General features: G+C 47.6%; 8 protein-coding genes. 6 read left to right on the top strand and 2 right to left on the bottom strand.

What is annotated here, in order from left to right; translation table 11 throughout:
• Positions 1–972: 972 nt before the first annotated feature.
• The 3 genes from Q8M98_03920 (at position 973) to Q8M98_03910 (ending at position 6,623) form a co-directional block, all read left to right on the top strand.
• Positions 973–1,776, top strand: coding sequence for a T9SS type A sorting domain-containing protein (locus Q8M98_03920; protein MDP3113905.1), 804 nt, complete (start codon positions 973–975; stop codon positions 1,774–1,776).
• Between the two features lie 128 nt (positions 1,777–1,904).
• On the top strand, positions 1,905–3,929 hold the full coding sequence (locus Q8M98_03915) for an agmatine deiminase family protein (protein MDP3113904.1): 2,025 nt from the start codon (positions 1,905–1,907) through the stop codon (positions 3,927–3,929).
• Between the two features lie 186 nt (positions 3,930–4,115).
• Positions 4,116–6,623: a M14 family zinc carboxypeptidase gene (locus Q8M98_03910; protein ID MDP3113903.1), complete on the top strand. Its 2,508-nt coding sequence runs from the start codon at positions 4,116–4,118 to the stop codon at positions 6,621–6,623.
• 361 nt (positions 6,624–6,984) lie between these two features.
• Here the strand turns inward: Q8M98_03910 and secF are convergent, their stop codons facing one another.
• Both secF and secD read right to left on the bottom strand, forming a co-directional pair.
• Entirely contained in the window at positions 6,985–7,965 is a 981-nt protein-coding gene (secF, locus tag Q8M98_03905) for a protein translocase subunit SecF (protein MDP3113902.1), read from the bottom strand.
• Positions 7,966–7,975: 10 nt separating this feature from the next.
• Complete coding sequence (gene secD, locus Q8M98_03900; protein MDP3113901.1) at positions 7,976–9,565, bottom strand: protein translocase subunit SecD; 1,590 nt, start codon at positions 9,563–9,565, stop codon at positions 7,976–7,978.
• Between the two features lie 219 nt (positions 9,566–9,784).
• On the opposite strand from secD, the gene Q8M98_03895 reads away from it, so the two are divergent.
• Genes Q8M98_03895 through mgtA form a run of 3 tightly spaced genes read left to right on the top strand, consistent with a single transcriptional unit; the run spans position 9,785 to position 12,884 of the window.
• Positions 9,785–10,180, top strand: a complete 396-nt coding sequence (locus Q8M98_03895) for a hypothetical protein (protein MDP3113900.1) — start codon at positions 9,785–9,787, stop codon at positions 10,178–10,180.
• Between the two features lie 3 nt (positions 10,181–10,183).
• On the top strand, positions 10,184–10,330 hold the full coding sequence (locus tag Q8M98_03890) for a hypothetical protein (protein ID MDP3113899.1): 147 nt from the start codon (positions 10,184–10,186) through the stop codon (positions 10,328–10,330).
• Positions 10,331–10,361: 31 nt separating this feature from the next.
• On the top strand, positions 10,362–12,884 hold the full coding sequence (gene mgtA / locus Q8M98_03885; GenBank protein ID MDP3113898.1) for a magnesium-translocating P-type ATPase: 2,523 nt from the start codon (positions 10,362–10,364) through the stop codon (positions 12,882–12,884).

Here is a 12,884-nt window from a genome sequence, read left to right as displayed (position 1 = left end):
AATCGTGTCTTCGATTCACTCAAGCAAATGATGGCACACATGGTAGACGTGTTTGGAGACTTGACTAACGAGACTGTTTCATCGTTGTGCCATTGCAGTTATCTTGATTTATGACATTACAAAATAAACTTTGTATAACTTGCTCAAGGATATAGTAATATATGACTGTAAATTCTACTCTTTTAACAACTCATATCCCACGCCTTTCGGCTACGCGGGATTTCTTGGCTTAAGTCCTGGTTATTACAACATTCCTGAAAACAACTATAAAGTGACGATAGCAAAGTGTTACTTCACCGGAAATGCTAGTCGGGGCGGAGGGGTGGTTATTATACTGATAACTTAGTACTTAATAATGTATATGACAATATGAACGCCTCATACGACAATAGAGAAATTAAATCTGAGATTGGTATTGTTTCCACTTATGGGAACTTGGTGCTAAATGGGGCGGGTAGTATGGGATGCAGCTCACCAACTGGAACAATAGCCTTTTGCAGAAGAAATACACTGATTAAGCCCATAAATGCCAATCCGCATAATATGCCTCTAACTATCGGTAGCGGCGGTGTTGGCACAAACGCTGTTTCAGATAACTATCTTTACGGCTCTGTCCAGGTGAACGTATATCGGACTCACGGACCGAATACTTATATGTATAATAACATCGTTGCAACAAATTGTGGAACTGCTATTGAATTGGATAATTACCCCAACCAGTATGCGGGTGAATTTAGATTGTTTAACAACTTGTTTGTCATAATCAACCCTGACAGTATAAGCTATCCCCGTGTTATGTACTCGAATAGAGCGAGACCAAAAGTCATAAACAACACTTTTGTTAACTTCCGAGTTCTGTTTAACGGCAATCATCCAAGTGGTATATTTTACAACAATATCATCTCAGATTTAATACAAATTAGCTCTTCAAGTTTTGATCCCGCGCAGATTCCTCTTTTTGTTCATAACTGCATGTCCTTAAATATCCCGCTAAGTTATTTTGTCGGAAGTTTTGGCAACATCGTAGCCGATCCGCTCTTTGTTGATCCGGTCAATGGAGATTATTCTCTGCAAGCTGATTCTCCCTGTATTGATGCTGGGGCAATCATAGCCGATTTACCTGCTTTTGATATCAAACACCACAAGAGAGTCGCTCCCGGCACATTTGACGGTCCGCGCACAGTCGATATCGGCGCTTATGAGTATAATTCCATTTATATTGGCGGGATCAGCGGTTATGTCTATGATGCGGTCAGTATGCGTCCGGTGGATTGTGCCAAGATCGAGATCACGGGCAAACTGCCGGAGTTTAGCGATACTCTGGGTTGTTTTCCCTATCCTACCGGCACGGGAACTTATACTATCAAAATCAGCCGGTGGGACTATGCGGATTTGGTTATCCCAAACGTAGTAGTGGTCGAGGGTGAAGATACAATGCTCAATATCCCGTTGCAGCTTGAGAACGTGGATAGTGATGATCAGTGCCTGATTCCGGTTTCGCCCGGTCTCGTTCTCTACAACTACCCCAATCCCTTCAATCCGCAAACCGTGATTAGTTTTATCCTTCCCGAAACAGGCTTGACCAATCTGACGATTTACAATCTCAAAGGGCAGAAAGTCAACCATTTGCTCTCAGCGCCACTTGCCAAAGGACATCATACAGTCACTTGGGCTGGAGTCGATGAAAGAGGTTTACTCGTCAGCTCCGGTCTCTATTTTGCCAAACTTGAGCAGGGTAAATCCAACCGTGTTCTCAAAATGATGTTGCTGAAATAGGATCAAATGAACCTTTCGATAATGGAGTCATTTTTCTAACAAGTAGTGAGAAAAAAAACTTTGGAAACGGCATGGAAATTGTATCATTACAGTAAGTAATTGAATCTATAATGGAGTATAAAAGTCAAATGAGCTTTAAAAATTGTTTCCTTGCTTGTGTCGTGGTGCTGGCATTGCTTTCCTTGCAACTGCCGCTGTTTGGAGATCAGGTTCTCAAAACTGATCTAACCGGTGTTTTAAGCCGGTTTATCGAGACAAATCCGCCAACCGGACCGGTGCGTCCCGTCTCCGAATTCGATCCCGCTTCCCAGGTGATGATCCGCTATCCGTTGGGGATTCCGGTATCCCTCGTGGCTCAGCTTTCAAACACGCTTCAGGTGCTCACCATCGTATCTTCGACCAGCGTTCAAAATCAAGCCGTAACCGCTTTCAACTCCGGCGGCGTGAACATGGCAAACGTAGCTTTCATGATCGCGGCAACGGAATCATATTGGACGAGAGATTACGGTCCATTGTTCATCTTTGACGGAAATGACAATCTCAGCGTAGTGGATTTTCAATACAATCGTCCGAGACCGAATGACAACATGATCCCGCAGATTTTTGCAGGGCAGAGCTCGCTGACCTATTATGGAATGAATTTGCAGCAGACCGGAGGCAATTATATGACCGATGGGATCAATACTGCCGCGCAAACGATGATCGCCTATACGGAAAACAGCTCTCTCACCCAGGCTCAGGTAAATGCCAAAATGCAGGCATATTTGGGAATCACTAGTTATCATGTCTTGCCTGATCCAAATAATACCTACATCGACCACATCGATTGCTGGGGAAAATTCCTCGCGCCGGACAAAGTCCTGATCCGCAGCGTTCCCACCACCCATGCTCAATATAGCGCCATCGAACAGACGGCGAACTATTTTGCCAATCTAAATTGCGCCTGGGGTTATCCTTACAAGGTCTATCGGGTGAACACCCCCCAAAATCAACCCTATACGAATTCCTATATCGTCAACAGGAAGGTCTTCGTTCCGATCATGAATAGCACCAACGATGCAGCGGCTTTGCAGGTTTATCGCACTGCACTGCCGGGATATGAAGTTATCGGAGTGGCGGGACCCTCTTCCGCGCCTTGGGAATCCACTGACGCGCTGCATTGCCGCGTGCATGAGATTCCGGACGGACAAATGTTGCACATCACGCATAATCCGCACTGGGGGACGCATCCGCTTTCCGCTGGGTTCGATTTTGCCGTACGGATCAAAGCATATAGCAACACTGCTCTCTTTTCCGATTCGCTCTTTGTTTCATACAAGATCAATAGCGGTGCCTGGCTGCGTGCCAATTTGATCAACATCGCCGGAAACAACTTCAACACCATGGTCGGAGGTTTCGCTCCCGGGGACACGATCCGCTATTTTGTGCACGCTGCCGATCAATCCGGCAGATCGACCGATCATCCCTTTACCGGTGCCCGCGATCCGCATCGTTTCATCATCGCTCCGGATGCTGTCCCTCCAACTATCGAACATGTTCCTCCCGTGGCATCCATGGTACAGCAAAGCGAGCCGGTTACTTTCAGCGCTATCGTCAACGACAATTTCGGCATCAGCCAGGTGATCTTTCGTTATCGCGTGGATGCAGCAGCTCCGATATCCGTTTCCATGAATGAAACACAGACCGGAATCTGGAGCTTTGATTACTATCCGGAGTTTGTGACCGGAGACGTCGCATTCTACTATCAGATAATCGCTTATGATAACTCCACGCCGCCAAATACGATGGTCTATCCGAGTGGCGACCAGTGGCAGATGATCCCCATCGATACGGTTTCCGGCGATGATCAGAGCAGTCCCCCAATTTCGTCCGCTTTCCTCGCTCTCTATCCAAATCCCTTCCGCGGAACTAAAGACAGCCATGTGAATCTCGACTATAAAAGCCACCGGAACGATGAAATAATGTTGAAAGTATTCAACATCCGCGGGCAACTTGTTTATCAACATAATACACGAGCGGTCTTCAACGGAGTTAATCGAATTCTTTGGAACAGTAGGGATAACAATGGTAAAGTTTTGTCTCCTGGGATATATATTTTGAACCTGCGACTTGGAGATAAGTCCTACTCCCGCAAGATGATAATCGGAAATTAGCAAATTGTGGATAATAATCAACAAAAATATTTGCAAAAAACCGCATAAAGTTCTTGACAGAAAACAGCCCATGTCTATAAACGACCTTAGCCTACAGACCCTACATAGAATGCCCTCCGAGCAGTGGGGATGCCGCCCGGCATTCCCCACTGCGTTTTTTTTACCCACATAATAAGGAGCTTCTTTATGAAACTGATCCTTGCAATTCTTATCTTGCTCTTCTGCGTCAATCTGCCGAGCGCAGAGCCCAATCCTCAGCGCATGGTCGTCCGCATCGACAATCCCACGATGGCGTTGGTGGAAAGATTCACCAATCAGGGAGCCGATATCGCGTCCCACCGTCCGGGAGAATATCTCGATCTTGTGGTATCAAATGACGGATTCCTTGCGCTTTATCGCGAGTTTCCCAATATCTATATCACGCAGACGGAAGCGCAGCTCAAGACCAATCTTGCCGGCAGCCATCGAGACATTCCCGGATATCGCAATTACCAGCAGCTACAAGCGGAGCTATTTCAATTGCAGACCCAATATCCCAATCTGGTTCAGGTGGTCAGTATCGGTCAATCAGTGGGACATGGCTACGCAGCGCAAAATCTTACCAATTACCAGAGCTTCCAACATCAGCTTTGGGCTGTCAAGTGCTCAAACAACGTGCAAGAAACCGAAGACGAGCCCGCTTTCTACATCGTTGGCGAACACCATGCCCGAGAGCCGATCAGCACCGAAGTGAGCATGGCGATCCTGATCAATCTGCTGGAAGGCTATGGCACAAATCCATCCTCCACTGATATTTTGAACACTGCCGAAATCTGGTTTGTTCCTCTCCTAAACCCCGATGGACACAAGATTGTGATCGATCAGACCGATGTCTGGTGGAGAAAGAACATCCGCGACAACAATAATAACTTCAGCTTTGATTTTGACATTTACGGCGGCGGGGACGACGGAGTGGACTTGAACCGCAATTATGCCTTTGAATGGGGCTACATGAGCTCCACAGACGACATCTATTATCCCACATATCATGGTCCATCCGGCTTTTCAGAGCCGGAAACAACCGCTCTCAGAAACCTTTTGCTTTCCCGGAGATTCCTTGCCGGGATATCGTATCACACCTATGGTGAGATGGTGCTCTATCCTTTTGGATACGTCTTTGACATCTATTCGCCGGATAATTTCGAACAAAACGCTCTGGCGGTGGAAATGGCGGCTTTGATCCCAAAACAAAACGGCGGAACCTATGATCCCATGCCGGCGTGGCAACTCTATCCCGCCAGCGGCACTTCCGAAGATTGGATCTATGCCGAAACCGGTGCTTTTGGCTTTACCGTAGAGATGGCAACCCAGTTTATTCCACCCGCTGCCCAAATCCCTCAAATCGTTCAAAACAACGTCAATGGCGCGATGAAGCTCTTTCAGCGCAAGAATAAAAAGATGCTGAAAGGCAATATTACAGACACGCTCACCGGTGCACCTTTGCAAGCGACAGTGCACATCAGCGGCATCGACGATCATCCTCTATACCGTGTTCCGATCAAGTCCGATGCGCTTTTTGGATCATATTATTACCTGCTGCCCGCGGGAGAATATCTTGCCAGATACATGCGCCCAGGATACCTCACCGAAGAGCGCTACGTAAGCATTAGCGAGCTTGGAGTGACGACCGAGAACGTGAGCCTGACGCCCAGCGAAGCCTACCAGCTCAGCATCCTGATCCGGGGAGATTTTTTTGAACCCTTGGCGGGCGCGGCTCTGGTATTTGAGAATCTCGATCTTCCCACATACATATCCGACGCCGATGGAAGGATCAGTATTCCCGCTTTCTTCCCCGGACAATATCACTTATCCGTGAGCAAAGCCGGCTATGAGACTCTGCATATTATGCGCAACATCGCCTCACCGGATATCGGACTGCGGCTGACCAGTATTCCAATCCTACAGGAAACCTTTGAAACCGGGATCAGCGCCTGGCAGCGCACCGGAGCCTGGAACCGCAGCACTGCCGAAGCCTATGGTGGAAACTATTCACTCGCGGATTCACCAAGCGGCAGCTATCAAAACGATCAAAATACCTATTGCAAGCTGATCAACCCTCTCAATCTGCACAACATCCTCAATGCCAATCTGCAATTTTGGGCAAAGACCGCCATCGCCTTGGACGGAGATTTCGTCGCCCTCCAATACTCTCTGGACAATCAGAATTGGTTTGTGCTGGATTACTTCAACGGCACCTCGCCCTGGACGCTCTATTCCTATGATCTGAACAGCTTTATCGGTTCCAATCTATACATCCGCTTTAACCTGAGAACAAACTCAAGCACAACGGCAAACGGCATTTTCATCGATGATTTCAAGCTATTCACAAACGCGGACGTCACTTCGGTCGAAGACGAATTCAGCTCAATCGACTTGAAGATCGCCTCCTTTCCCAATCCATTCAAAAACCGGGCACATATTCGCCTTTCCATGGAAAAACCACTCACCGAACCCATCGAGATCGCGATCTATAACATGCGCGGACAGAAGATCCGCAGCATCTATCAGGGCACACCAAGCAAAAACAAGATACTGATCGAGTGGGACGGCAAAGACTCCCACGGCACAAAAAGCGGAACCGGAATCTACTTCGTGCTGGCAAAGAGCGGCTCCAAGACGCTTTCCTCCAGCAAGATAGTGATGATCAAACATTGAAGTATCTTGTGTCGCCCCTGATGGGGTTGCCGCGCAAGAACCGACGGAGACGTCGGTAATTCCATGTTCCGCCCTGCGGACTGGTCAGGGTTGAGCCTCATCTCTTTTTTCAAGTGAACAGGTGAACGGGGGAACAGGTGAATAGGTGAATAGGTGAATAGGTGAACTGCAGAGTTGGTTCACTCACTCACCTGTTCGCCGACAAACATCTCACATCTCACATCACTCATCTCACATCTCTCCACCTTCGCAGCATCGGCATGCTGCGCTACAGGAACGCCTTTCCAGCCGTTCACAAAAAGAAAACCGGCAGGATTTGTAATCCCGCCGGTAGAACAGCATTGTTAAGTAAAGATTGGTTTTATTTCTTTTTGGTAAGGTGCTGGATGGCTTGTTTTTCCTTGTGGGTAACGGCATAAGCGTCGAGCACGAGGTTGCTCGCCACGAAGATGGAGGAGTAAGTTCCGAAGAAAATACCCAGGCACATGGCAAAGGCAAAATCGTGCAGCACGGTGCCGCCGAAGAAGAACAGCGCCAGCGCGGTCATCAAAGTCGTGCCCGCGGTGATCGTGGTTCTGCCGAGGGTCTGGTTGATTGACCGGTTGAAGATCACTGGGATCGGGTCTTTGCGATGTACTTTGAGATCTTCACGGATGCGGTCAAAGATCACGATGGTATCGTTGATCGAATACCCGACAATCGTGAGCAGCGCGGCAATGATCTGGATGGTGATCTCCTTGCCGGTGAGGGCAAAGATGCCGACGATGATCATCACGTCGTGAAAGAGGGCGACGATCGCCATCACTCCAAAGGTGAGCTCAAAGCGGAACCAGATATAGATGATCATCAGCACGAGGGAGATGATCACCGCCAACATAGCCTGGGTGCGGAGTTCGGCTCCGACCTTGGGTCCGACTACATAGATTTCTTCGATCACTTCCGTGCTGAGGTTTCTGCCCTCGACATATTTTGAGAAGTTTTGGGTCAAAATCTCGAGGATGCGGTTTTTGGTTTCGCTGGAGACATCCGCTTCATCGGTTTTGCTTTTGATCTTGATCATGAAGGATGAATTATCCGGCTCGCCGATATGTTGGATTTCCGCTTCGGGGAACCCATTGTTTTTGAGAACGGAACGAAGTTCCGCGATTCGAACCTTGGGGATGGTTTCATCCAAGGCTTTGAGGCTGACTTTTGCCGCCACGCCGCTGGTGAAATCTATGCTCCAGTTCAAGCCTTTGGTGATGAATGCAAAGATGCCCGCCAGGATCAGTATGGCGGAAATGACATAGGCAACGTAGCGAACTCTGACGAAGGGAATGTTTGTATTTCTAAACAGTCTCATGATAATCTCCTCAAATGCTCAGATTCTTTTTGTTGCCGACGAGGACAAAGTTGTCCAGAATAGTGCGCACAAAGATGAGGGCGCAGAACATGGAACCGATGATGCCGATCGCGAGGGTAATGGCAAATCCCCGGATGGGACCGGAGCCAAAATTATATAGCACCGCAGCAGCGATCAGGGTGGTGATATTTGCATCCCAAATAGTGATGATGGCGCGTTTGTAACCTGCGTCAACTGCACTGCGCGGCGTTTTGCCCGCATCGAGTTCTTCGCGGATGCGTTCAAACACCAACACGTTTGCATCCACCGCCATGCCTATGGTGAGGATGATACCGGCGATACCGGGAAGCGTGAGCGTGGCGCCAAACATGGTCAAAACCGAGAGAATGAAACCGATGTTGAAGACGAGCACGAAATCTGCGATCAATCCGGCAACCTTGTAATAGACTATCATAAAGAGTATCACGGCAATGAGTCCGATGATACCGGCTTTGGTTCCGCTGCGGATGCTGTCCGTTCCCAAGGTAGCGCCGATGATAGTGGTGCTGATTGGACGGATGGGGGCATCCAGGTTTTTGCTGTTGAGCAGGATTGCCAGTTCGTTGGCTTCGGAGGTTGTGAATCTGCCTGTGATCTGCGCTCTGCCGCCGGCAATACGTTCCTGGATGTTCGGAGCGGAATAGACGACGTCGTCCAGGACGATGGCGAGGCGCTTGCCAACGTTGTCGTTGGTGACGCGTTCAAACTTTCTCGCGCCCTCGCGTTTCATTTCCAGGGACACGTAGGGCTTGTTTGCAGTTCTGGGATCGGTGGAGGTGGCGGAGCCAAAATCCACTCTTGCACGAGAGATATCCGTTCCGGACATTTCGACCGCGGATTTGAGGATATAAAGGCTGCGATCCGCTTTGACCGCTTCCAGATCGGCTTTGCCAAGGGAAACCTGGTAGCCCATCGGAACCACTCTTGCAAAAAGGCTGTCTGCGATCAAGCTTTGCATCAGGCGCACGTTTTCCACCTGCACCAGATAATCCACTTCGCCGCGACTGATAAAGCTTTTGAAGATTCCGTCTTTGGTGCCGAGGGTGTCGGATGCGACCTTCAGACTGTCTGCCAAGGCTCTGTCTTTTCTATCCAGTTCTGCCAATTTGGGAAAGGATTGAAGATTCATGGAGATATTTTGATCGATCTGGGCGACCACGCGTTCCGCTTCCTCATTTGGCGCCACCAGCTTAAATTCGAGCATGGCGGTCTTTTGCACGAGATTCTCCGCGGCGAGGTGATCCTTCACACCGGGCAATTGGACCATGATCCGTTTTTCACCCAATTTCTGGATTGATGGTTCGGCAACGCCGAATTGATCGATACGATTGCGAATGATCTCGATGTTGTTTTTCACAGCACCGTCGATCTCGCCCGCTGTCAGTTCCGATGTGTCCACTTCAAGAAGTATCTGCATGCCGCCTTTTAGATCAAGCCCGAGATTTAGCTTTCTGGACGCCCACCAAGCCGGCAGGTTTTTGATCATCAAAGGAGCCAGGAAAAATACTGTGACCAGCATGAAGGCGATTATGACTAAACCGCGCCAGGAAAACTTTTTCATTGGCTTACGCTCCCATATTATAATATTTTTTATCGTTTTTAAACATACCGCCCCAAAGATTTGGACGGGGCTCATTCGTCAAGACATTTATTTTTAGCACCGCACTACAAACTCCAGACGTGGGTTTAAACCCACGCCCACGTACCCACCCTTGGAGTTTGGACATTTTACTTAGACATCTAATATAGTTCTCGACATATATATTCCTGCTTGAATATTATGGGAAAAACGCATTATAAGGAGTTTACCATAAAAGACAACGACATCAAGCAAGCCTTATTAGAGATTGAGGAGATCAAACTCAAAGACCAGCTCAGGGCTATCCGCGAGGTTATGAAAGGCAAGGTTACGCCAACAGACATTGATAGGGAAAAGCGTAAGTCGCAACTGGAGTATATCTATCAGCTACTTTTAGAGTCGAGGACGCCACTGCATGTGACGGAGATTAGTACATTTGTCTCTGAGAAGTTTGGCGTTGAGTTTTATCGGGAATCAATTGTTTCTGCGTTACTCAAGAAAGACTATCGCTATGACCGCTTCATCAAAACAGGCAGAAACACCTTCGGTCTGATTGAGCATCGTGACCTTTATCGGTTCCAAGCGCACGAGGGTTAGTCCATGCTTTGCGTTGCGGTACTTGCGCTGATGAAGCAATGGGAAGGCGTTTTTTCACAGGTCATGACAATGGAATCAGGTTTGGGCGTATTTGCATCTGTTGCTTGGGAGCAAACAAATAAACCAGATATAACACTTGACGAATTGTAATTGTAAATTTCTGTGAACATAGGAGATGAAGATGAATGAAAACAAGTTTGCCTTTTGGAGTCAGCCACAGGCGGCTGTGTTCTTAAAATTCGACACATCTAAAGAAGGTTTATCTGTTGATAGCGCAAATCTTAGGATGAAACAAAATTCCCTAAATAGCCTAAAAAAGCGGCAATCCCACAGTGCTTTGCGGCTATTCATTACGCAATTCACCAGTCCGATCATTTTGATACTCATCTTAGCTTCTTTGCTTTCGATATTGCTCCACGATCGTGCTGATGCGGTGATAATCCTGTCCATAGTTGCGATTAGTGGATTATTGGGGTTTTTTCAGGAGCGCGGAGCTACAAATGCAGTGGCCAAGCTGTTGGCGCTTGTTCGGATTGAAGCGTGTGTTTTACGAGGTGGAAAGCAAGTTGATATTGCTGTGGAAGATGTGGTTCCGGGAGATATCGTAATTCTGGATGCGGGAGATGTTATCCCTGGTGATTGCTTGATTTTTGAATCTCAGGATCTCTTTGTGGATGAAGCTTCACTAACCGGAGAAACCTTTCCGGTGGAAAAGAGCGAGGCAATACTGCCCGAAGACACAGCACTGATGCAGCGTTCCAATGCATTGTGGATGGGCACTCATGTTATCAGCGGCGATGCCAAAGCAGTGGTTATACACACAGGCAAGGAAACAGAATTTGGTAAAGTTAGCGATAGTTTATCCCATCATCCTCCCGAAACAGAATTTGAACACGGAATTCGCCGTTTTGGTTATATGCTGATGGAATTGACCAGCGTTATTGTCATAATCATTTTTGCTGTAAATGTATATCTCAACCGGCCTGTAATTGATTCGCTGCTATTTTCCATGGCTTTGGCTGTTGGGCTTACACCCCAGCTTCTGCCGGCAATCATCAGTATCAATCTATCCCATGGGGCGCGGAATATGGCAAAGCACAAAGTGATCGTAAAGCGCCTGGCTTCCATCGAAAACTTTGGCTCCATGAATATCCTGTGCTCCGATAAAACAGGTACGCTTACCGAAGGAACAGTAATGCTCCAATCTGCCTTGGGAACCACAGGAATCCCTAATGAAAAAGTATTTTTGCATGCTTTCTTAAATGCTTCGTTTGAATCCGGCTTTACCAATCCCATAGACCAGGCTATTCGCGATCACCGCATCCTGGATATTTCCCGTTTCAGCAAGCGGAATGAAGCTCCCTACGATTTTAGCCGCAAACGTCTTAGTGTGCTTGTGGCAGAAGATAACAAACTCCTGATGATAACCAAAGGTGCTATGTCCAATATCCTGGAAGTATGCTCCCAAGCAGAACTGCCGGATGGCAACCGCGTAGATATATTGGAAATGATCCCCCAAATTGAAAAGCTTTTTGCTGAAAATAGTGCCAGTGGTTTCCGAACTTTGGGGCTTGCTTACAAATATCTGGAATCGAATGCCGTGTTCAGCAAAAATTGTGAAGAAGGTATGGTATTTACAGGTTTTCTGACGCTTCACGATCCTTTGAAAGCAAACATCAGGGCTATTATTTCCACGCTGAAAAAGACCGGAATCAGTCTGAAAGTAATCACAGGAGACAACCATCTGGTGGCTGCCAAACTGGGTGCGGATTTGGGTTTAGCCTCTCCAAAAATCCTCACCGGAAAAGACCTGAACAATATCAGCTCCCTGGCATTGCCGATGCGGGCAATGCATACCGATATCTTTGCCGAAGTGGAGCCAAACCAAAAAGAACGCATCATCCTGGCATTGAAGAAAATAGGCAATGTCGTAGGTTATATCGGTGACGGCATCAATGATGCTTCTGCTTTGCATGCTGCTGATGTTGGCATCTCGGTAAACACGGCAGTAGATGTTGCCAAAGATGCTGCTGATATTGTTTTACTGGAAAATGACCTTGGCGTGATAGTTGAAGGAGTTATTTTGGGACGCAGGACTTTTGCCAATACCATGAAATATGTATTTATGGCAACCAGTGCCAATTTTGGCAATATGTTCAGCATGGCTGGCGCATCACTGTTTCTTAGTTTCCTGCCCCTTTTACCCAAACAGGTACTCCTTACCAACCTGGCTACCGATTTTCCGGAGATGAATATTGCTACCGATACTGTTGACGAGGAAATGATTAAGGCACCTCACCGCTGGAACATCAAGTTTATTCGTAATTTTATGCTCACTTTTGGACTGGTGAGTTCCATCTTTGATTATCTCACTTTCGGGGTACTGCTGCTTATCCTTCATGCCAGTCCTGAGGAATTCAGGACCGGCTGGTTTGTGGAATCGGTTATTTCAGCATCGTTGATTGTAATGGTTATCCGCACCCGCAAGGTTTTTTATCGAAGCAAACCCGGCAAAGCGCTGTTACTTGCCACAATTATAGTTGTAGCAGCCACGCTGTTACTACCCTACACGCCTATCGCTCAATTGATGGGTTTTGTGGCTCTTCCCTTCAAATTCATGGTTTTCCTCGTTCTGATAATCGTTTCCTACATCTGCGTTACGGAGATAGCCAAACATTATTTTTACAAACACGTGCGGGATTAG

The sequence above is a fragment of the Candidatus Cloacimonadaceae bacterium genome (assembly GCA_030693415.1).
Lineage (GTDB): Bacteria > Cloacimonadota > Cloacimonadia > Cloacimonadales > Cloacimonadaceae > JAUYAR01.
This window is presented reverse-complemented; position numbering and strand designations above follow the sequence as displayed.